Below are 21,150 nucleotides of genomic sequence, written 5' to 3'. Positions count from 1 at the left end.
CCGGGCGACGAAAACTGACCCCTCACGCGCCCTTCAGGGCCTTCGCCAGCCGCTGGGGCGACACCGGCTCGGCGGTCCCCAGGCGCTGGGCGAACAGACTCACCCGGAACTCCTCGAGCAGCCACCGCGTCTGCACGAGGTTCGCCGGGGCGTCGGCGGGGAGCGGCATCGTTCCGCCCGCCTCGACGAAACCCGCGGCCGCGCGCTCGTACTCCGTCATCCGCTGACGATCGCGGCCCGGGTTGTCCGACAGCGTCTTCACCCGCTCGAGAGCTCCCGCCAGGTAGCGCGGCAGATGCGCCAGGCGCGAGAGGCCCGTCCGCGAGATGAAGCCGGGGAAGACGAGGCCCTGCAGCTGCCCCCGCACGTCGTTGAGAGCCCCGAGCAGCGTGATCGACGAGGCATCCTTCATCGCCCGCTCCACGTCTCGCTGCGCCAGCAGGATCCGGGCGACCAGCGACACGGCCTGGAACGTCTGCTCGACCGACGCCGCCGAGAACGCGTCGCGCACGCTCTCGAACTCCGCCCGCGTGCGGACGATCCCGGTGGATGCCGCGCGCTGAAGCACGTCGTCGGCCACCGCGACCCGCGCGTCCTCGATGAGCGCCTTGGCGTTCTGATACGGCGAGGCGGCGAGAGCCAGCTTCTCGTTCGCGGTGAGGTGGTCGAGCACGTACGACGCGGGCGAGGGGACGGCCAGCAGCAGCAGGCGACGGATGCCGGCCCGCGTATGCCGTACGGCGTCCTCGGGGGTGGCCTCCACCCGCAGTGCGACGCTGTCTCCCTCGTCGACGAGGGCGGGGTAGCCGCGCACGACGCCGCCCGCGACGGGGGTGTCGACGACCTCGGTGAGCTCGTCGAGATCCCACGTCGTGAGCTTCGTCCGGGAGGCGAACGCGGGGGATGCCTCGGCGACCCGCGCCGCGGCCTTGGCGTGCGGCCGCGCGATCGTCGACTCGACGCTGGAGCGTGCGCGGTCGGCGAGCCGACGCTGCAGGGCACCGAGGTCGCGGTCGGAGCCGACGGCGCGGCCCCGCGGGTCCACCGCGCGGAACGACATCATGAGATGGCCCGGTACGCGGTCGAGTTCGAAGTCGGCGGCGCTCACGCGTTGATTCGCCACCCGCTGCACCTGCGCCGCCAAAGCGTCGACGAGCGTTGCCTTCGGAAGCCCGTTCGCGTGCTCGGGGCCTTTCTCGGCGAGCTCGGCCGAGAACTTCTCCGCCCAGTCCGCCGCCGGCACGACGTTGCGCCGGATCGTCTTGGGGAGGGCGCGCAGCAGAGCGGTGACCAGCTCGTCGCGCATCCCCGGCACCTGCCAGTCGAATCCGTCCGGGCGCAGTTGCGCGAGGAGCGGCAGCGGCACGACGACCGTGACACCGTCGTCGGGGGCGCCGGGTTCGAAGCGGTAGGCGAGGTTCAGAGTCTGATCGCCCTGCCGCCAGCGTGCCGGGAACGCCCGGTCATCGCCCTGCGCGCGGTCACCGGTGAGGTCGGACTCGCGCAGGTCCAGAAGATGCGGCGTGCGCTGCGAGGCATCCTTCCACCACGTCTCGAACGAGCGGACGTCGGTGACGTCGGCGGGGATGCGCGCGTTGTAGAACGCGAACACCGCTTCGTCGCCGACGAGGATGTCGCGGCGGCGTTCGCGCTCCTCGATCTTCTCGAGCAGGCGGCGCTGCTCCTGGTTGCGGCGCAGGAACGCCGTGAGGCGCTTGTCCAGCACCGACGGATCCCACTCGCCCTCGACCAGCGCGTGACGCACGAACATCTCGCGCGCGAGGGGGCGGTCGAAACGCGCGAGCTGAACCCGGCGTCGTCCGACGAGCTCGACCCCGAAGAGCGTCACCTTCTCGTAGGCGGCGGCGGAGCCGGCATCCTTCGACCAGTGGGGCTCGCTCAGCGAACGCTTGACGAGCTCGGGGGCTAATTCCTCCGCCCACGCCGGGTCGACCGCCGCGACGGTGCGGGCGAACAGGCGAGAAGTCTCGACCAGCTCGGCCGCCATGACCGCGGAGGGACGTCTCTTCTTCAGCCCCGATCCCGGGAAGATCGCGAACCGGGCGCCGCGGGCGCCGATGTACTCGCCCTTGCTCGGGCGCCCGTCACCCGGCGTCTTGCGATCCTTCGGGGCGGCGATCGTGCGGGGATCCAGGATGCCGATGTGCGACAGGAGTCCGGACAGGATCGCGCGGTGGATGGCATCCCCCTGCGCGTGCCCCTCGGGGGCGTCTCCGCGCGCCCCTCGTCCCACTCCTGACGGTGCGTGTCCCGAATGTTGCCGTTCGGAGCGGCCCGAACCGGCCATAAGTGGGACATTGTTCTTCGCGCGCCCCGCCTCCCCGCGCCGCGCCTCGCCGCGCCCCGCGCCGAGCAGCGACGAGAGCTGGCGGTGAACGTCAACCCACTCGCGCACGCGCACGTAGTTCAGGTGCTCGCTGCGGCACAGTCGCCGGAACGCGCTCGAGCCGAGCTCGGCCTGCTTCTCCTGCAGGTACTCCCACAGGTTCAGCAGCGAAAGGAAGTCGCTGGCCGGGTCGGTGAAGCGCGCGTGGAAGCGGTCGGCCTCCTCGCGCCGCTCCTCGGGACGCTCACGCACGTCCTGGATCGACATCCCCGCCACGATCGCCATGACCTCCGGCAGCACGCCGGCATCGCGCGCCTCGAGGAGCATGCGGGCGAACCGCGGGTCGATCGGCAGCCGGGCGATCTCGCGGCCGATGCCGGTGAGCCGCGGGCCGCGCTCGTCACCGCGCTCGCTCCGCTGCCGTGACGGGTCGCCGTCGCCGCGGACGTCGCGGTCGCGCGATACATCGGCGCCCCGTGACCCCGGCGCCGGGAGCTTCACGGCGCCGAGCTCGACGAGGAGGTCGAACGCGGCCTTGACACCCCGGGAGTCCGGCGGCGTCAGGAACGGGAACGCCTGGATGTCGCCGAACCCCAGCGAGAGCATCTGCAGGATGACGGAGGCCAGGGACGTCCGCAGGATCTCCGGCTCGGTGTACTCGGGACGGCGGAGGAAGTCCTCCTCCGAGTACAGCCGGATCGCGATGCCCGGCGACGTCCGCCCGGCGCGGCCCGAGCGCTGCTGCGCCGACGCCTGCGACACCGCCTCGATCGGCAGCCGCTGGATCTTCGAGCGATTGCTGTAGCGGGAGATGCGCGCGGTCCCGGTGTCGACGACGTACCGGATGCCGGGCACGGTGAGGCTCGTCTCGGCGACGTTGGTGGCGAGGATGACACGGCGGCGGACCCCCGCGACCGTGGAGCGCTCGAAGACCCGGTGCTGCTCGGCGGCGGAGAGGCGGCCGTAGAGGGGGAGGACCTCGGTCGGCGCGGCATCCTTCTGGTACGCCCCGCGGATGGCGTCCGCGGCATCCCGGATCTCGGCCTCGCCCGGGAAGAACACGAGCACATCGCCCGCGGATTCGCGGTCCAGCTCGCGCAGCGCCGCGACGACGGCGCCCACCTCGTCGACGTCGTCGGCGTCGCGCCCGGGCCGGGCCGAACTCCTGACTTTCGACGGTTTGTGGCCGGCGCTGCCGCGATGCGAGGGGGCCGCGGGCTCCTCGGCATCCGGATTCTCCGGAGTTTCGTCCGCGCCGTCGAGCGGCCGGTATCGGATCTCGACCGGGTAGGTCCGCCCTGACACCTCGATCACCGGCGCGGGCACCGGCTCGCCGCCGGGCTGGGTGGCGGGGGCGGCGAAGTGCCGGGCGAAGCTCTCGGGATCGATCGTCGCCGACGTGACGATCACCTTGAGGTCGGGCCGCTGCGGCAGGATGCGCCGCAGGTACCCGAGCAGGAAGTCGATGTTGAGGGACCGCTCGTGGGCCTCGTCGACGATGATCGTGTCGTACCGGCGCAGCAGACGGTCGCGATGGATCTCGTTGAGCAGGATGCCATCGGTCACGAGCGTCACTCGGGTGTCGGCCGACACCTTGTCGGTGAAGCGCACCTTGTAACCCACGGTGGAGCCGAGGGGGACCTGCATCTCTTCCGCGATGCGCTCGGCGATGGTCCGCGCGGCGATGCGGCGCGGCTGGGTGTGCGCGATCGAGCTGCGCCCGAGCTCGAGACAGATCTTCGGCAGCTGTGTCGTCTTGCCCGAGCCGGTCGCGCCGGCGACGATCACGACCTGGTTGTCGCGGATCGCGCGCGCGATCTCGTCCCGCGCGGCGCTGACGGGCAGCTCGGGCGGGTAGACGATGACGGGTTCGACGGACACAGCCTTCCAGCCTATCGCGATGAGGTCCGGCCGGCGTCCCGACGCCCGGCGTCCGGCATGAGGCGGTGCGGCGGGCGGCCCGGTCAGGGCATCGCGGCTTTGGCGACCAGGATGCGGCGGGCGGCGTCATCCACCTTCGCGGCGAACGCCGGATCGGCCTGTGCCCGGGCGAGGACCGCGTGATGCATCTCGGGGTACACCGAGGGGTCGGCCGAGACCAGCAGCAGGTCGATGCCCGCGTCGATCGCGAGGGTCGCCCGGTCCGCGGGCGTCCAGGGCTGCACCTGCTGCGCGGCTGAGAGGTCGTCGACGGTGATGACGCCGTCGAAGCCCACGCTGTTGCGCAGTACTCCCACGACGGTGGGGGAGAAGGCGGCCGGAGCGCTCGGGTCGATGCGGGTGTAGATCGCCGTCGAGACCATCACGAGGGCCGGCCCCTGGCCGAGGACCGTCGAATACACCCCGACGTCCGGCCCGTCGGGGGTCACGACGTCGTCGGTGACGTCCGTGCGCGTGTCGGTGTTCCCGCTCACGTGCCCGAGGCCGGGGAAGTGCTTGAACGTCGGGAGGATGCCGCCGTCGCGCATCCCCTGCGCGAACGCTCCGGCCTTCGCCGCGACGGTGGCGCCGTCGTACCCGTACTGACGGTTGAGCTGCCCGATCGGGGGATTGTTCTGCGCGGCGTCCGGACCATCGACGATGTCGGCGACCGGGGCGAGGTTCATGGTGACGCCGGCCTCGGCGAGCTGGCGTCCCCAGACCGCGGCGTTGGTCCGGAGCCCCGCGTCGTCCCACTCACCCTGATCGCGGGCGAATGGGATGCCATCGAATCCGGGCCCCGACAGCACCTGCACGTCGCCGCCCTCCTGGTCGGTCGCCACCCACAGCGCGGGTCGGCCGGCGCCGACGGCGGAGGTGAACCCGGCGACGAGGTCGGCGGTGGCCTGGATGCCGGCATCCGAACGCCCGTGCAGGAAGATTCCGCCGATGTGGTCGTCGCGCACCGCGGCGAGCGTCGTCGGATCGGCGCCGGCGATCGATGTCCCGACCATGAACAGCTGGCCGACCTTGTCGGGCAGGCTCATGCCCGCGAGCGGGTCGGGCGTCGGTGTCGGTGTCGGCGTCGGGCTGGGGGTGGGAGTGGCGACCGCGGTGGCGGTCGCCGTGGGGGTGGGCTCGGGCACGCACCCGCTCAACGCAACGGCGGCGAGCAGGAGCAGGACCATCGACCGCGTGGCGTTCTTCACCCTTCGATGGTCGCTCATCATCCGGCGCGAACGCGCAGCGGGGCCGGGGCTTGACCGCGCCCGCGGCGTGATGCCGCGTGCTCAGCCGTTGCCGCCCGAACACGTCGCCTGGTTGGCCTTCGACCCCGTGACGTTGCTCGGCAGTTCCACGGGGACGGATCCCGCGCTGGCCGAGGCATCCGGAGCCGGGGTGGTCTCGACCGGGGCGGGTTCGGTGGGCGCGGGCGCCGACGGATCGGCGATCACGCCGCCGTTGGCTCCGGCCTCGCCGGTGAGGACGAGGGGGGCGTTGCTCTCGAGCGCGCCCCACAGCACGGTGGCCGATGCCTCGTCCGGAATCACCCGGTTCGAGTCGTCCGGGTCGTCCACGACGGGATACTGCACGAAGGTGATGTCGTCGAACGGGACATCCTTGAGCGTGTAGGCGAGCTGCGCGATGCGGAGCGGATCGGCCAGGCTCTGGCTCGGGGTGATGTTGTTGACCGCCGTGTTGGCGAGCGTGATGAGAGTGGCCGGGTTCGACAGCACCTCGTCGCTGCGCAGCTTGTTCATCAGTCGAGAGAGGTACTGCTGCTGGTTGCCGATGCGGGCGAGGTCGCTGCCGTCGCCGACGCCGTGGCGGGTGCGCAGGAATGCGAGAGCGTCATACCCGGTGACGACGCGTGGCCCCGCGGGCCAGTCGATGCCCGCGTCGGGGTCGTCGATGCCGTCGCCGCCGATGCACACCTCGACGCCGCCGATCGCGTCGGTGATGTTCACGACGTTGCCGAAACTCACCTTCGCGGCGAAGGGAATCGTCTGACCGCTCAGCTCCGAGATGGTGTTGGCGACGCAGGCGAGACCGCCGTCCTCGTACGCGGTGTTGATCTGTGCCCTGTACGCGCCCTCGAAGAGCGTGCCGTCCGCGGCCGTGCACTCCGGGATCGGGATCACGAGGTCGCGCGGGAACGAGACGACCGTCACTCGACGCGGATTGGTCGAGACGTGGACGAGCATGTTGACGTCGTTGCGTGCGCCCTCGTTCTCCGGGTCGCTGCAGCGCGCGCCGAAAGCCGCCTTCACCTCGTCGTCGCACTCGTCCGTGCCGACGACGAGAACGGAGAACGGTTCGTCATAGGAGCTGAGCGCCGGGGGCTGCGCGGGAGCGTCCTTGAGGGGGACGGCTGCCTCCTGCAGACGCTGCGTCAGGGAGAAAGCGAAGAAGCCGCCGACGGCGACGGCCGCCACGACGACGACCGTCAGCGCGATCGCGAGGGCCTTGGCTCCGCGGCGCCAGCCCGACACGGGGGCGCGGCGCGCGTGCTGCGCGGGGGGCTGCGTCATCCGGGTAGTCAATCATGCCGCCCCGAGAACGCGGTGCGACACGGGGCGGCCGGACCGCCGACCGCCCCGTGCGCCACTTACTGCCCGCCCTCGGTGAGGGTGACGTCGATCGGCGTGTAGTTGCCGTCCACGGTGACACCCTCGTCCTTCAGCGCCGTCAGCGCGGCCTCGATGTAGTCGTTCGAGTACGCCGATGCCGGGGGCTCGGTGGTGATGAGGTTGAGGCCGTCCTGGTTCTTCGCGGCGAGCGCGCCCTGGACCGTCTTGTCCCACGCGGCCGAGTCGACGAGACCGAAGTCGCCGCCGGCCCAGATGAGCTTGTTGACCTCGTTCATCTGCCACAGCTGGTGGGTCGGGCCCACGGGGAACGCGCTGACCCCGGGTGCGGTCGCGGCCGTGTAGGTGATGTCGGCGGCCTCGGTGGGGTTGTCCCGCGCGAACACCCAGCCCTTGATGACGGCCTTGAGGAAGCGCGTCGCGGCGTCGGCGTAGGCCGGGTCGTCGGCGAGGCGCTTCGTGTCGGCCCAGATGGCGTCCTGGAGCATGGCGCCGGCGGTGTCCTCGTACGAGATGACGTTGATGTCGTCCATCGTGTACAGCTTCCCGGTGGCGGGGTTGACGGTCTCGAGCAGCTGAGCGAGCTCGTTGTACGTCATCGCCTGGGCGGCATCCACGTCCTTGTCCAGGAGCGCGTTCATCGAGAAGTCCTGCGTCGTGATCTGGACCGTGGAGGCATCCAGGCCCTTGTCCGCCATCGCGGCGAAGATCTCCCACTCGTTGCCGAAGCCCCACGAGCCGATGCGCTTTCCTTCGAAGTCGTCGACGCTCGTGATGCCGGAGTCCTTCCACGACACCTGGGTCGTGCCGGACTTCTGGAACACCTGGGCGATGTCGGTGAGCTCGACGCCCTGGTTCTCCATCGTGCCCAGAACCTTGGGCACCCACGCGACGGCGAAGTCGACGTCGCCGGCGACCAGGGCGTCCTGCGGGACGATGTCGCCTCCCGAGGGGACGACCTCGACGTCGTCGAAGCCCTCTTCCTGGAAGTACCCCTTGTCGAGGGCGACGTAGTAGCCGGCGAACTGCGCCTGCGGCAGCCACTGCAGCTGCAGCTTCACCGAGGTCAGGGGCGTGAAGTCCTCGCTCGATTCGGCGGGCGCGCTGGAACCGCCGGCGCAGGCGGAGAGGGCGAGGGATGCCACGGCGATCCCCGCGAACGCGCCGAGGGCGCGACGTGTGCTGTGTGTCATGGGAGTCCTTTCGGGTGCGGGTGGTGCAGGTGTGGAGCGGTGGAACCTGTTCTGTCGAGAGCGGATGGGAAGGATGCCGATCAGGCCGGCGGACGCCCCGCGCCGAGGCGCCGTGCGATGACGCGTTCGAGCAGCGAGGTGACGAGGAAGAAGACGAGACCGATCACGATGCCGCCGCCCACGAACGCCCACGCCAGGGCGGCGCGCCCGGACTTGGCGTACGTGGCGATCGCGGTGCCGATGCCGTCGGACGGGCCCCCGAAGTACTCGGCGACGAGGGCGGAGATCACCGCGAGCGAGGCGGCGACGCGGATGCCGGTGAGCAGGTACGGCAGCGCGGTGGGGAGGGTGAGGAAGCGGAACGTCTGTCCTCCCGTCGCGGCGGTGGCGCGGAACAGGTCGCGCTGCACCGGCCGCGTCTGCCGCAGGCCGCGGAGCGTGTTGACGAAGACGGGCACGAAGGCGGCGATGGCGGCGACCGCCTCGCGGCCGAACTGGCTCGACGCGCCGTACATCGTGTTGAGGATGGGCGTGATCGCGACGATGGGGACTACGGCGAGGGCCGCGACCAACGGAGCGGTCATGCCGTCGACGGGGCGCCACGTCGCGGCCAGGGCGGCGAGGGCGACGGCGACGAGGGTTCCCGCGACGAGCCCGACGAGGGCGTTGGTCCCCGTGATCGCGGCCGCCTCCACGATGAGCGAGAAGCGTTGGATGCCTTCGTCGAGGATGGCGCCCGGGTCGGGGAGCATGCGCGGGGCGCTCCCCGAGGCCACGTAGGCGTACCAGAGCGCGAGGCCGATCAGACCGACGGCGATCGGCGCCGCCACGCGCACCCACGCCGGGAGCCGGGTGGCGGTCATCGTTCGTTCGCCCGCTGCAGGGGAGTGCCGTGCAGCGCCTCGCGCACGGCGGTCACCCGCGTGAAGTATTCGGGTGACTCGCGCAGGGCCTCGTCCCGCGGGCGTCCCGGGCGGGTGTCGATCACGTCGGTGATCCGTCCGGGACGCGGGCTCATCACGACGACGCGGTCGGAGAGGAACACCGCCTCGGGGATCGAGTGCGTGACGAAGACCACCGCGGCGCCGGTCTCGGCGGTGATGCGGGCGAGCTCGGTCTGCAGTCGCTCGCGCGTCATCTCGTCGAGGGCGCCGAACGGCTCGTCCATGAGGAGCAACTGCGGGGAGGCCGCGAGCGAACGGGCGATCGCGACGCGCTGCTGCATCCCGCCGGAGAGCTGGTCGGGGTAGCGCCCGACGAAGTCGGACAGTCCGACGAGGTCGGCGAGCTCCGCGACGCGAGCGTCCCGGCGGGCGCGGTTCCAGCGGTGCAGCTCGAGCGGGAGGGCGATGTTCGCCGCGACCGTGCGCCACGGCAGGAGCCCCGCCTGCTGGAACGCGATGCCGTAGTCCTGGTCGATGCGCGCCTGGCGAGCGGGCTTGCCGAAGATCGCGAGGTCGCCGGTGCTGGGCGAGTCGAGGTCGGCGATGAGGCGCAGCAGCGTCGACTTGCCGCACCCCGACGGGCCGATGAGCGAGACGAACTCGCCGGCGGCGACGTCGAGCTCGACGCCGGTGAGCGCGGTCACCTCGCCACCCGTCGAGGGGAACACCTTTCCCACGCCCGTGGCGTGGACAGCGGGTGCGGTCATCGGATCTCCTCTCCGCGACGGAATCGGTGCAGGGTCACACCGATGAGGGCGACGCCCGCGGCGGCGATGAGCCCGATGGCGACGGTTCCGAAGGTGGGTGCCCAGGGGGCGGCCGGGTCGGACGAGGCCTGACCGGCGAGCTGGATGAGCATGCGGCCGATGCCGCCGCGCAGCCCGATGGACACTTCGGCGACGACCGCGCCGACGACGGCGGAGGCGGCGGCGAGCCGGAGGGCGGGCAGCAGGTGGGGCACGGCGGCGGGGAGGCGCAGGTGGATCAGCGTCGACCACCAGCCGGCAGCTCCCGCATGGAACAAGTCGAGGTGCAGCGCGTCGGGGGCCTCCAGGCCCCGGAGCATGCCGATGGCCACGGGGAAGAACGCCAGGTACGAGGCGATCAGCGCGACCGAGAACCACTGCGGCCACGGGAACACTCCGGCGCGGTCGATCTGGTTGCCGAGCGCGTTGACGACGGGGGCGAACGCGATGAGCGGGACGATCTGGCTCACGACGATCCACGGCAGCAGGCCCCACTCGACGAGGCGCCAGCGCTGCATCGCGACGCCCAGGATGCCGCCGACCACCACGCCGATGAGCCACCCCACGGCCGCCAGGCCCAGGGTCGTCCCGGCCGCCTGGAGGACCGAGATGAGGAGCGCCGGGGTGTCGCCGCCGCTCGTGGGGGCGAACATCCGCGCGATCATGTCCCACACGTGCGGCATGGCTCGGTCGTGCGTGCGGGGGAGCAGGATGACGCCGGATCCGGCGGATCCGTCCCCGCCGACGGTGACGCCGTCGGCAGGGCCGAGCAGCTTGTACAGCTCCCAGATCGCGATCACGGCCGCGACCCCGGCGACGCCCCACGCCACACGCACGGCGGTGCCCGCGCCGCGACGGCGTCGAGCGCGCGGCATCCCGCCGCCGTCGTCGGGGGCGATCGAGGTCACCGACCCTGGGGCGATCGCCTGATCGGTCACCGCTTCGCCGTCACCGGGGGAGTGAGCGCGGGGATCACGGTCTCGCCGTAGACCCGCATCGTCTCCTCCTTGTTGTCGTGCTGGAGGTAGCCGGCGAACTGCGTGACGCCGAGGGCCCGCAGCTTCTCGAGCTTCGCGATGTGCTCCTCGGCGGTGCCGAGGATGCAGAACCGTTCGACGATCTCGTCCGGGACGAAGTCGACGTGGTCGTTGGTGCTCTTGCCGTGGGAGTTGTAGTCGTAGCCCGTCCGGCCGGCGATGTAGTCGGTCAGGGCCGCCGGGACGTCGGAGCCGGCGCCGTACTTCGAGACGATGTCGGCGACGTGGTTGCCGACCATCCCGCCGAACCACCGGCACTGCTCGATCATGTGCGCGCGGCTCTCGGGGGTGTCCTCGCCGATGTACATGGGGGCGGCGACGCAGAACGCGATCTCGTCGGGGTCGCGGCCGACGTTCTCGGCGGCCTGGCGCACCGTCGTGATCATCCATTCGGCGATGTCGAGGTCGGCGAGCTGCAGGATGAACCCGTCGGCCACCTCGCCGGTGAGCTTGAGCGCGAGGGGGCCGTACGCGGCGACCCACACGTCGAGCTTCGAGCCCCGGCTCCACGGGAACTGGAGGGTCGCGCCGTTGTACTCCACGGCGCGGGAGTTGCCGAGCTCGCGGATGACGTGCACCGACTCGCGCAGCGCCTTCAGCGTCGTCGGGCGTCCGTTGGTGACGCGCACCGCGGAGTCGCCGCGGCCGATGCCGCAGATCGTGCGGTTGCCGTACATCTCGTTGAGCGTGGCGAACGTGGATGCCGTGACGGTCCAGTCGCGGGTGGCGGGGTTCGTGACGAACGGGCCCACCGTCACGCGGCGCGTGGCCGCGAGGATCGCCGAGTGCACGACGTACGGCTCCTGCCACAGCAGGTGCGAGTCGAAGGTCCACACGTGGCTGAAGCCGTGCGCCTCGGCGAGCTGCGCGAGCTGCACCGTGCGGGCGGCGGGCGGGTTGGTCTGGAGGACGACGCCGAAATCCATGGGGTCCCCTCTCACACCAAGTACTGGCTGAGGCCGCGGGCGATGTACCGGCCGTGGCCCTTGTCGCCGACGTACCCGCCGGCGTCCACGACGACCTTGCCGCGTGAGAGCACGGTGTCGACGCGACCGTCGATCTCGTACCCCTCCCACGCCGAGTAGTCCATGTTCATGTGGTGGGATCGGCCCTCGCCGATGCCGATCGAGGTGTGCCCGTTCGGGTCGTAGACGACGACGTCGCCGTCCGCGCCCGGCTGGATGACGCCCTTCTTGCCGTACATCCCGAACATGCGCGCCGGCGTCGTGCTCGTCAGCTCCACCCAGCGGGGGAGCGTGATCTGTCCGGTGACGACGCCCTGGTACATCAGGTCCATGCGGTGCTCGACCGAGCCGATGCCGTTGGGGATCTTGGAGAAGTCGCCGAGCCCCATGTCCTTCTGCCCCTTCATGCAGAACGGGCAGTGGTCGGTGGAGACCATCTGGATGTCGTTGGTGCGCAGCGACTGCCACATGTGGTGCTGGTGACCCTCGTGCTTCGATCGCAGGGGCGTCGAGCACACCCACTTCGCGCCCTCGAAGTCTCCCCATTCCTCGCTCGACGCGCCGAGCTGGTCCTCGAGAGAGAGGTAGAGGTACTGCGGGCACGTCTCGCCGAACACGTTCATACCGCGGTCACGGGCCTCGGCGATCTGCTGCACCGCCTGCTTCGCGCTGACGTGGACCACGTACAGCGGGGCACCGGTGAGGTCGGCGAGCATGATCGCGCGGTGCGTGGCCTCTTCCTCGGCCTGCCACGGCCGCGTGGTGCCGTGGAAGTACGGGCTCGTCTCGCCGCGGGCGAGGGCCTGCTGCACGAGGACGTCGATGATCGCGCCGTTCTCGGCGTGCATCATCATCATCGCGCCGTTGTCGGCGCCCTTCTGGAACGCTCTGAGGATCTGCCCGTCGTCGGAGAGGAACACGCCCTTGTAGGCCATGAACAGCTTGAAGCTCGTCACGCCCTCCGCGATGAGCTCGTCCATCGCCGTGAGCGAGCTCTCCTGCACGTCGGAGAGGATCTGGTGGAAGCCGTAGTCGATCGCGCACTCCCCGGCGGCCTTCTCGTGCCACGCCTGGTAGCGGTCGAGGATGTTCTCCTCGGGGTACTGCACGACGAAGTCGACGATGCTCGTCGTCCCCCCGATCGCGGCGGCGCGCGTGCCGGTCTCGAAGGTGTCGGATGCCTCGGTCCCGCCGAACGGCATCTGCATGTGCGTGTGCGCGTCGATGCCGCCGGGGATGACGTACTTGCCGGTGGCATCCACGACCGTGTCGACGGATGCCGCGAGGTCGTGGCCCAGGAGGGTCGAGCCCGGCTGCAGGACGGCGACGATCGTCTCGCCGTCGATCAGGACGTCCGCGGCTCCCGTGCCGGTGGCGTTGACGACGGTGCCGCCGGTGATGAGGGTCGTTGTCATCTCAGGCCTCCACGATCTCGCCGTAGGTGTCGGGGCGACGGTCGCGGTAGAACTGCCAGTCGTCGCGCATCTGCTGCACGAGGTCGAGGTCGAGGTCGCGGATGAGGATCTCCTCGTGCTCGTCGGAGCCGAGCGCCCCGACGTGGTTGCCCCGCGGGTCGATGACCTGGCTCGTGCCGTAGAAGGTGACGGCCTCGTCGCCGTACTCGTTGTCCTCGCGGCCGACGCGGTTGGGCTGCAGGACGAAGTAGCCGTTCGCGACCGCGGCGCAGGGGCCCTCGACCTCCCACAGGCGGTTCGACAGGCCGGGCTTGGTGGCGTTGGGGTTGAACACCATGTGGGCGCCGTTCAGACCCAGCTCGCGCCATCCCTCGGGGAAGTGGCGGTCGTAGCAGATGTACATGCCCACCTTGCCGACGGCGGTGTCGAAGACGGGGTAGCCCAGGTTGCCCGGGCGGAAGTAGAACTTCTCCCAGAACTTCTCGACGTGCGGGATGTGATTCTTGCGGTACTTCCCGAGCACGGTGCCGTCGGCGTCGACGAGCACGGAGGTGTTGTAGTACACCCCGGTCTGCGCCTCCTCGTAGATGGGGAGGACGGTGACCAGCCCCAGCTCTTTCGCGAGGGCCGCGAACCGCTGCACGATCGGACCGTCCGCGGGCTCGGCGTAGCGGTAGTACTTCTGGTCCTGGGTGATGCCGAAGTAGGGGCCGTAGAACAGTTCCTGGAAGCACAGGACCTCCGCACCCTGCGCCGCGGCATCCCGAGCGAACTGCTCGTGCTTGTCGAGCATGGATGCCTTGTCGCCGGTCCAGGTGGTCTGCGTGATCGCGGCGCGTACCGTCGTCATGGTCCCCTCGTTCCTCCGGGCCGTCGTCGCCCGGTTCTGTTACTGTCGCGCCTGAACATTTCTCCACGATTTCCACGAGTGACACCGCCGTAAATTGGGGGCCCATGATCCCGCCCGACTCCTTCGTCGAGCGCACATCGGCGGGGCTGGCGGCCGAGATCGCGCGTCTCGTCAGCGACGGGACGCTGGCACCGGGGGAGCGTCTGCCCACCGTGCGCGATGTCGCCGCCGCCCTGGGCGTCTCGACGGGCACGGTCGCGTCGGCCTGGCGCGCACTCGCCGACGCCGGTGTCGTGTTCTCGCGCGGCCGGGCCGGCACCTTCGTCCGCGCCGAACGGCGGGAGTGGCTGAGCCCCCGTGTGCAGGGGATGTCGGCGGACCGCGTGCCCGGCGCGCCCCGCGGCCTCGGGGCGGGGCGCGAGGTCGCGGCGCTGCGCCTCGACCTGTCGCTCGGCACGCCCGACCCCGCGATGCTGCCGTCGATCGAGCGCGCGTTGGCGCTCGCCCGCCCGCGCGCCGACACGGGGCGGTATCACGACCTCCCGGTGCTGCCCGACCTCTACGAGGTCTTGCGCGAGCAGTGGCCGGTCCGCGGGGTGGAGGAGCTCACCGTCGTGGACGGCGCGTTGGACGGCATCTCCCGCACGCTCGACCAGGTCGTGCGCTTCGGAGACCGGGTCGCGGTGGAGTCGCCGGGGTTCCCCTACTTCTTCGACCTCATCGAGGCCGCCGGTGCCGTGCCCGTGACGCTCGAGACCGACGCCGACGGGGTCCTTCCCTCGTCGCTCGCCCGCGCCCTCGCGCTCGGTCCGTCGGCGGTGCTCCTGCAGCCGCGCGCCCAGAACCCGACGGGGGTGTCGATGTCGCTCGAGCGCGCGCGGCGGCTCGCCAACGTGCTCTTGAGCGTGCCGGGCGGTACTCGCGTCACGGTGATCGAGGACGACCACTCCGCGCTCATCGCGAGCGCCCCGCCGGTGACGCTCGCGCTGTGGCTGCCGGCGCAGGTCGTGCACGTGCGCGGCTTCTCCAAGTCGCACGGCCCCGACCTGCGCATCGCTGCGCTCGGCGGACCGTCCGCGATCGTCGACCGCATCGTGCGCCGCCGCATGCTCGGTCCCGGGTGGACGTCACGGCTCCTCCAGTCGGTGCTGTACGAGCTGCTCACCGATGCGCGCTCGACCGCTCCGGTTGCGACCGCGCGCCTCATCTACCGCGATCGTCTCGACCGGGTCGCCGCCTCCCTGCGTCGACTCGGGATCGATGTCGGCGACCCCGACGGCATCAATCTGTGGATGCCGGTGCGAGACGAACGCGCGGCGCTCGTCCACGCCGCGGCCGAGGGCATCGGCATCGCCGCGGGGTCGCCGTTCGTGGTCGAGCCCGAGGCGGGGGTGTCAGCGCCTGCGCGCGTGCGGGTGACCGCCGGATCGGTGGTGGAGAACGTCCGTCTCGTCGCCGAGGCGCTCGCGCGTGCGGCGCACGCGGCACCCCTTTCGTGACCACCTCGTCAACCCCGGGTCCGGTGTCGGCGGCTCCTCCTAGGCTGGATCACATGACCGTTCCCTCTGTCCAGCTCAATGACGGAAACTCCATCCCCCAGCTCGGCTACGGCGTGTTCCTCGTCCCCGCCGACGACGCCGAGCGCGCCGTGTCCGAGGCCCTCGAGGTCGGCTACCGCCACATCGACACCGCCGCGATCTACAAGAACGAAGAGGGCGTCGGCCGCGCCATCGCCGCCAGCGGCATCCCGCGCGAAGAGCTCTTCGTCACCACGAAGCTCTGGAACTCCCGCCACGACGGCGACGACCCGGACGCCGCGATCGACGAGAGCCTCGCGAAGCTCGGCCTCGACAGCGTCGACCTCTATCTCGTGCACTGGCCGACGCCCAAGGCCGACAACTACCTCAACGCGTGGCAGAAGCTGATCGAGATCCGCGAGGCGGGCAAGACGCGCTCGATCGGTGTCTCAAACTTCCTCGTGCCGCACCTCGACCGCATCGTGGCCGAGACCGGTGTGACGCCGGTGGTCAACCAGATCGAGCTGCACCCCGCGCTCAGCCAGCGCGAGATCCGCGCCTGGGGTGCCGAGCACGACATGCACATCGAATCGTGGGGCCCCCTCGGCCAGGGCAAGTACGACCTGTTCGAGATCCCGGCCGTGAAGGACGCCGCCGAGGCGCACGGCAAGTCGCCCGCTCAGGCGGTGCTGCGCTGGCACATCCAGCACGGTCTCATCGTCTTCCCCAAGTCGGTGCGCCGCGAGCGCCTGGAGGAGAACTTCGACCTGTTCGACTTCGAGCTCACCGCCGACGAGATGGCCGCGATCGACGCCATCGACCCGGGCGACGACTCCGGACGCGTCGGCTCGCACCCCGACGACGTCGAGTGACGGGTCAGTGAACTGAACCGCCTCGCGAACGCCTCGAGCCCCTACCTGCGGGCCCACGCCGACAATCCCGTCGCGTGGTTCCCGTGGGGGCCCGAGGCGTTCGCCGTCGCGGCCGAGCGCGACGTGCCGGTGCTCGTCTCGATCGGCTACAGCACCTGCCACTGGTGCCACGTCATGGCGCGCGAGTCGTTCCAGGATGCCGAGACCGCCGCGCTCGTGAACGACGGGTTCGTGGCGATCAAGGTCGACCGCGAAGAGCACCCCGACGTCGACGCGGCATATCTCGACGCCGCCTCCGCCTTCACTCCGCACCTCGGCTGGCCACTGACCGCGTTCGCCACTCCCGAGGGACGCATCTTCTACGCCGGCACCTACTTTCCACCCGAGGCGCGAGGGCAGCTGCCGTCGTTCCGTCAGGTGCTCGCCGCCGTCCGCGAGGCGTGGACCGAGCGGCGCGGAGAAGTGGATGCCACCGGCACTTCCCTCCGCGATGCTCTGGCCGCCGCGGCCCCGGCCCCGGCCGACGCGGTCCCCGACGCCGCCGCGCTCGCCGCCGCCGTGGCCGACGTCGTCTCCCGCGAAGACGCCGAGTTCGGGGGATTCGCCGCCGGCGCCTCGATCGATTCCCCGAAGTTCCCCAACACCCCCGTGCTGCGGTTGCTGCAGCACCCCGCGCTGGCATCACTCGTCCCCGACGCCGCGGGCGTGGCGTCACGCGCTTTGGGCGCGATGACGGCCTCCGAACTCCACGACCCGGTCGAGGGCGGATTCTTCCGCTACGCCACGCGTCGCGACTGGAGTGTCCCGCACTACGAGCGCATGCTCACCGACAACGCCGGGCTCATCGAGGTCGCGCTTGCCGCAGGGGACGACGCCACCGCAGCCGAGACCGCGCGGTTCGTCGTCGACGTGCTCCAACTCCCCTCCGGGGGGATCGCCGCCGCGCAGGACTCCGAGTCGATCATCGACGGGCAGCGTTCCGAGGGCGGCTACTACCGCACGACCGATCGCGCGGATCTCACCCCGCCCGCACTGGATGCCAAGGTCGTCACCGGCTGGAACGGGCACGCGATCGCGGCGCTCGCTGCGGCCGGCTCGCGCACCGATCCGCGGTTCGTCGAGGCCGCGCGCTGGGCCGCCGACACCGTGCTCGAGAACAACGTCGCCGACGACGGGACGCTTCGCCGTGCGTCGCTCGACGAGATCCGATCCTCCGCGCCCGCAACGCTCGAAGACTACGGCGGACTCGCTCGCGGGCTCCTCGCCCTCGGCCGGGTGACCGGGGAGGTCGTATACGCCGAGCGTGCGCGGTCCCTGGTCGACATGTGTCTCGCCGACGACGGCATCCACCCGCCCGGCGGAGGCGATGCGGTACTGGCGGGGCAGGGCATGCAGCCACAGGGCGTCCCGAGTGACGGCGCGGCGCCGTCGGGTCCGTCGGCTTTCGCCGCCGCGGCCCTCGACCTATGGCGCCTCGGTGCGGGCGAGCGCTATCGCGCGGCCGCCGAGACGCTCGTCCGCGCCGCCGCGCCCGCGGCACTCGCGGCGCCGCTCGCGTACGGCGCGATCCTCGACGTCGCGCTCGGCGTTGCGACCCCGCCGCGGCAGGTGGTCGTGGTGGGGGAGACGGATGCCGCTCTCGCGGACGCCGCGCGTCGGATCACCGCCGACGTCGTGGCGATCGTGACTCCCGCCCAGGCCGAGGACTTCGCGCGCGCGGGTTTTGCGCTGTTCGAGGGAAAGGTCTCTCGCGGTGGCGAGGCGACGGCTTACGACTGCCGAGCTTTCACGTGCGCGCTGCCCACGACGGACCCCGCCGCGCTGGAGCGCTGACGCACCTCGTCGTAGATGGTCAGGTAGGCGTCGGACGGTCGCGGCGAGTCCGACAGAGCACCGCGTCGTGTCGCGAGCGCGGGCGGCGCGGCGAGCGCGGCGGCCCACGCGTCGGGGTCCCGGTATCGGCGCACCGTCCGGATTCCGCCGCCGTACACCTCCCTCAGCTCGGGGAGTCCGCCCACGTGCGCGGCCACCACGGGGGTGCCCGCTTGCACGCCCTCCGCCGCGACGCGTCCGAACGGCTCCTGCCACTGCGTGGGGACGGCGAGAACGTCGCAGCGGGCGAACAGCGACGCCGCGTCGAGGTATCCGACCTGCCGGAAGGCGCCCTCGGCGTACTCCGCCTCGTACGTCCTCTGCAGCTCGCGGCCATAGGGCGTGGGAGCACCCGCGACGACGAGGGTCGCAGCGGTGCCGGATCGGCGCAGCCGCCGCACCGCCTCGTGGAGTACCCCCACCCCCTTGTCAGCATCGAGGCGTCCGAGGAATCCCACCACGGGCGGCGCGTCCGACGCGCGGCCGACCGCCGCCGGTCGGTGCACCCGGGCAGCGAGGTGCGGACGGTTGCGCACCACCGAGGGTGCGGCGTCTTTTCCCCGCACGCCGGCTGCCGTCATCCGCCCGACGACGTACTCGCTGACTCCGACGATGCGTGTCGGACGGAGGGGAGGCAGGACGAACGGTGACTTGAGAATCCGGCAGCGCAGACTCCGCCGCGAGCAGACCTTGCGGTCGTGCTCGCCGAACGAGGACGTGCAGACGAGGGAGTAATCGCGCAGGGTCTGCACCGAAGGGACATCACGCGCGGCGAGCCAGGCAAGCCACCCGAAACCCGCGATGTTGTTGAAGTGGACGACGTCCGGTCTCCCGCGCCGGATCTCCGCTCTCAGCGCCGCGTATTCGCGCACGCGGACGAGCTCGCCCACGTGCCATAACGCTCGCGCCCACCGGGCCGGATGTCGGCCGTCCACGCGCAAGCGGCGGCGCCAGAGTCGGTGGACCGTGACGCCGCGCCCCTCCCGCGGAGAGTCTGTCGATGAGATCGAGCTGCGCCGGTGCGACCGGGGTGCCAGGCACAGGACGCGCACGTCGTGCCCGGCCGCCGCGAGGTCTTCGGCGAGCTCCTGCACCGACAGTTCCGCCCCGCCGATGACGAACGGCGGGTACGACGTGTTCACGAGCAGCACCTTCACTCTCGTCATTCTGGACACCTCACCGCGTCCGACCGTGGAAGTGTCCGGGCTCTCGCCAGGACGCTCGCCCGCGGCGCGACCAGGTCTCACCCGTGCAGACGCGGTCCGTCCCGCGAGAACGTGCGCTTCTCCGAGCACCCGTAGCGGTGGGCGCTCAGATCCAGGTCGGCATCCAGTTGTGCAGGCGCCAGAACTCGTACGGCACCGGCAGCGCCGTCCAGACGGGGTACCAGAAGGCCGAGAGGATGACACACACGGCGAGGAAGACCACGACCCACGCCTGTCCGCTCGCCCGCGTCATCGACCGGGGACCCCGGGCGAGGTCGCGGAGGGCGAAAGTGAGCCCGAGCACGAGGAAGGGCACCATCGCGACCGTGTAGAACTGGAAGATCGTCCGCTCGGGGTACAGCAGCCACGGCACGTACGTCGCCGCCAGGCCCATGAGCACGAGGCCGTAGCGCCCGTCGCGGAGGAGGACGAATCGCACGAGCAGGTAGATCGCCGCGGCGATCCCGGCCCACCACAGCAGCGGGTTGTCGATGCTCGAGATGGCCTCGGTGCAGCCGCTGGGGAGCTGGCATCCGTTCTGCCCGACCTCGTCCTGGTGCCAGTACATCGAGGTGGGCCGGATCATCAGCGGCCACTGCCACGCGGGACTCGCGTAGGAATGCGGGGTCGACAGCCCGACGTGGAAGGCGTACATCTGCTGGTGGTACGCCCAGAGGTTCTGCAGCGGCAGGGGCACCCACGCCCAGAATCCTGTCGCGGGAGTCGCGTCCATGTTGTGGCGGAAGTAGCCGCCGTCGGTGAACAGCCATCCCGACCAGCTCGCGAGATACACGACGAGGGCGGCGGGGACGAGCTGGACGAACGAGACGAGGCCCTGACGCACGGCATCCATCGGCCACTGCACGATACCCGCGCGGCGACGGGCGAGCGCATCGGTCACGACGACGTAGATGCCGATGCCGGCGATGACGTACAGCCCCGACCACTTCACGGCGGTGGCGGCCCCCGCGGCGACGCCGGCGGCGAGAAGCCAGGGCCGATGCCAGAACACGGGCCCCCAGGTCGTCTCGCCTGGCGCCCGGGCGGACCAGCGGTTCCGCATCGCGCGCCGGTCGAGCGCCACGAACCACAGCGCGAGCACGATGAAGAACGTCAGGAAGATGTCGAGCAGCGAGACGCGGCTGAGGACGATCCCGAGACCGTCGATCGTCATCAGACCGGATGCCACGGAGGCGAAGACGACCGAACCCGTGAGGGTCTTCGCGAGCAGATACACCAGCAGCACCGTGGCGGTTCCGAAGACGACCGCGGAGATCCGCCAGCCCGTCGAGGAATCCGACCCGAACAGCGCCATCCCCGCACCGATGAAGATGCGGCCGAGCGGCGGGTGCACGACGTAGCTGCCGGCGCCGAGGAAGGAGTTCGTGTCGCCCGCGACGAAGCGTTCGTCCGCGCCCTCCGGCCAGGTCGAGGGGAAGCCGAGGAGCCACTGGCTCCACGAGTCTTTGACGTAGTACGTCTCGTCGAAGATCAGCTGGTGCGGGTCGCCGACATTCACCACGCGCAGCACGAAGGCGACGAGCGTGATCAGCGTCGGCGCGAGCCAGCGCCACAGACGAGCGCCGCGGGGATGCGCGAGCAGCGCATCTCGCCATCGATCCAGGCGCGTCCGTTCGTCCGGAGGCATGATCGAGGGGACGGCGGTCACGGCCCCCAGC

15 protein-coding genes are annotated in these 21,150 nt (G+C 71.0%); 3 read left to right on the top strand and 12 right to left on the bottom strand.

The genetic code is table 11. From position 1 onward, the window contains the following. Positions 1-22: 22 nt before the first annotated feature. The 10 genes from AC3WLZ_RS10890 to AC3WLZ_RS10845 all read right to left on the bottom strand — a co-directional run bounded on the left by AC3WLZ_RS10890 (position 23) and on the right by AC3WLZ_RS10845 (position 14,005). Entirely contained in the window at positions 23-4,228 is a 4,206-nt protein-coding gene (locus tag AC3WLZ_RS10890; protein WP_492470033.1) for a DUF3418 domain-containing protein, read from the bottom strand. 83 nt (positions 4,229-4,311) lie between these two features. Further along, on the bottom strand, positions 4,312-5,475 hold the full coding sequence (locus tag AC3WLZ_RS10885) for a glycoside hydrolase family 3 N-terminal domain-containing protein (RefSeq protein WP_492470032.1): 1,164 nt from the start codon (positions 5,473-5,475) through the stop codon (positions 4,312-4,314). Between the two features lie 81 nt (positions 5,476-5,556). Continuing rightward, positions 5,557-6,798, bottom strand: a complete 1,242-nt coding sequence (locus AC3WLZ_RS10880; RefSeq protein ID WP_492470031.1) for an LCP family protein — start codon at positions 6,796-6,798, stop codon at positions 5,557-5,559. A gap of 77 nt (positions 6,799-6,875) precedes the next feature. After that, positions 6,876-8,048: an ABC transporter substrate-binding protein gene (locus AC3WLZ_RS10875; protein ID WP_492470030.1), complete on the bottom strand. Its 1,173-nt coding sequence runs from the start codon at positions 8,046-8,048 to the stop codon at positions 6,876-6,878. An 80-nt stretch (positions 8,049-8,128) separates the two neighbouring features. Continuing rightward, positions 8,129-8,911, bottom strand: a complete 783-nt coding sequence (locus AC3WLZ_RS10870) for an ABC transporter permease (protein WP_492470029.1) — start codon at positions 8,909-8,911, stop codon at positions 8,129-8,131. Further along, positions 8,908-9,699, bottom strand: coding sequence for an ABC transporter ATP-binding protein (locus AC3WLZ_RS10865; RefSeq protein WP_412924959.1), 792 nt, complete (start codon positions 9,697-9,699; stop codon positions 8,908-8,910). The genes AC3WLZ_RS10870 and AC3WLZ_RS10865 overlap by 4 nt, the downstream gene beginning before the upstream one ends. Beyond that, positions 9,696-10,676 carry an ABC transporter permease subunit gene (locus AC3WLZ_RS10860; protein WP_492470028.1) on the bottom strand — a complete coding sequence of 327 codons (981 nt, stop codon included), beginning with the start codon at positions 10,674-10,676 and terminating at the stop codon, positions 9,696-9,698. Before AC3WLZ_RS10860 ends, AC3WLZ_RS10865 begins: the two co-directional genes overlap by 4 nt. Next, positions 10,673-11,701: a TIGR03842 family LLM class F420-dependent oxidoreductase gene (locus AC3WLZ_RS10855; protein ID WP_492470027.1), complete on the bottom strand. Its 1,029-nt coding sequence runs from the start codon at positions 11,699-11,701 to the stop codon at positions 10,673-10,675. Before AC3WLZ_RS10855 ends, AC3WLZ_RS10860 begins: the two co-directional genes overlap by 4 nt. 11 nt (positions 11,702-11,712) lie before the next feature. Further along, on the bottom strand, positions 11,713-13,155 hold the full coding sequence (hydA, locus tag AC3WLZ_RS10850) for a dihydropyrimidinase (RefSeq protein ID WP_412924956.1): 1,443 nt from the start codon (positions 13,153-13,155) through the stop codon (positions 11,713-11,715). 1 nt (position 13,156) lies between these two features. Further along, on the bottom strand, positions 13,157-14,005 hold the full coding sequence (locus tag AC3WLZ_RS10845; RefSeq protein WP_412924955.1) for a nitrilase-related carbon-nitrogen hydrolase: 849 nt from the start codon (positions 14,003-14,005) through the stop codon (positions 13,157-13,159). A gap of 104 nt (positions 14,006-14,109) precedes the next feature. Here AC3WLZ_RS10845 and AC3WLZ_RS10840 point away from each other — a divergent pair, with 104 nt between their 5' ends. The 3 genes from AC3WLZ_RS10840 to AC3WLZ_RS10830 are packed head-to-tail and all read left to right on the top strand — an operon-like array spanning position 14,110 to position 18,227. Beyond that, on the top strand, positions 14,110-15,504 hold the full coding sequence (locus AC3WLZ_RS10840) for an aminotransferase class I/II-fold pyridoxal phosphate-dependent enzyme (protein WP_492470026.1): 1,395 nt from the start codon (positions 14,110-14,112) through the stop codon (positions 15,502-15,504). A gap of 53 nt (positions 15,505-15,557) precedes the next feature. Then, on the top strand, positions 15,558-16,394 hold the full coding sequence (locus AC3WLZ_RS10835) for an aldo/keto reductase (RefSeq protein WP_492470025.1): 837 nt from the start codon (positions 15,558-15,560) through the stop codon (positions 16,392-16,394). Positions 16,395-16,406: 12 nt separating this feature from the next. Further along, the gene (locus tag AC3WLZ_RS10830) at positions 16,407-18,227 is read left to right on the top strand and encodes a thioredoxin domain-containing protein (RefSeq protein ID WP_492470971.1); all 1,821 of its coding nucleotides are present in this window, start codon (positions 16,407-16,409) and stop codon (positions 18,225-18,227) included. Here the strand turns inward: AC3WLZ_RS10830 and AC3WLZ_RS10825 are convergent. Both AC3WLZ_RS10825 and AC3WLZ_RS10820 read right to left on the bottom strand, forming a co-directional pair. After that, positions 18,164-19,432 (bottom strand): glycosyltransferase, encoded by a 1,269-nt coding sequence (locus tag AC3WLZ_RS10825; protein ID WP_412924952.1) that lies wholly within the window; start codon positions 19,430-19,432, stop codon positions 18,164-18,166. The genes AC3WLZ_RS10830 and AC3WLZ_RS10825 overlap by 64 nt on opposite strands. A gap of 145 nt (positions 19,433-19,577) precedes the next feature. After that, the gene (locus AC3WLZ_RS10820; RefSeq protein ID WP_412924951.1) at positions 19,578-21,140 is read right to left on the bottom strand and encodes a dolichyl-phosphate-mannose--protein mannosyltransferase; all 1,563 of its coding nucleotides are present in this window, start codon (positions 21,138-21,140) and stop codon (positions 19,578-19,580) included. Between the last annotated feature and the right edge of the window lie 10 nt (positions 21,141-21,150).

The organism is Microbacterium sp. FW305-3-2-15-F-LB2, from assembly GCF_058787255.1.
Note: the sequence above shows the minus strand (reverse complement) of the source record. Positions and strands in the feature narration are given on the sequence as shown.

What these genes read in the sequence shown, in the direction of transcription:
- AC3WLZ_RS10880 (WP_492470031.1), bottom strand. Translation starts at nt 6,798, where the DNA reads ATGACGCAGCCCCCCGCGCAGCACGCGCGCCGCGCCCCCGTGTCGGGC.
- AC3WLZ_RS10835 (WP_492470025.1), top strand. Translation starts at nt 15,558, where the DNA reads ATGACCGTTCCCTCTGTCCAGCTCAATGACGGAAACTCCATCCCCCAG.
- hydA (WP_412924956.1), bottom strand. Translation starts at nt 13,155, where the DNA reads ATGACAACGACCCTCATCACCGGCGGCACCGTCGTCAACGCCACCGGC.
- AC3WLZ_RS10855 (WP_492470027.1), bottom strand. Translation starts at nt 11,701, where the DNA reads ATGGATTTCGGCGTCGTCCTCCAGACCAACCCGCCCGCCGCCCGCACG.
- AC3WLZ_RS10840 (WP_492470026.1), top strand. Translation starts at nt 14,110, where the DNA reads ATGATCCCGCCCGACTCCTTCGTCGAGCGCACATCGGCGGGGCTGGCG.
- AC3WLZ_RS10870 (WP_492470029.1), bottom strand. Translation starts at nt 8,911, where the DNA reads ATGACCGCCACCCGGCTCCCGGCGTGGGTGCGCGTGGCGGCGCCGATC.
- AC3WLZ_RS10865 (WP_412924959.1), bottom strand. Translation starts at nt 9,699, where the DNA reads ATGACCGCACCCGCTGTCCACGCCACGGGCGTGGGAAAGGTGTTCCCC.
- AC3WLZ_RS10845 (WP_412924955.1), bottom strand. Translation starts at nt 14,005, where the DNA reads ATGACGACGGTACGCGCCGCGATCACGCAGACCACCTGGACCGGCGAC.
- AC3WLZ_RS10875 (WP_492470030.1), bottom strand. Translation starts at nt 8,048, where the DNA reads ATGACACACAGCACACGTCGCGCCCTCGGCGCGTTCGCGGGGATCGCC.
- AC3WLZ_RS10825 (WP_412924952.1), bottom strand. Translation starts at nt 19,432, where the DNA reads ATGACGAGAGTGAAGGTGCTGCTCGTGAACACGTCGTACCCGCCGTTC.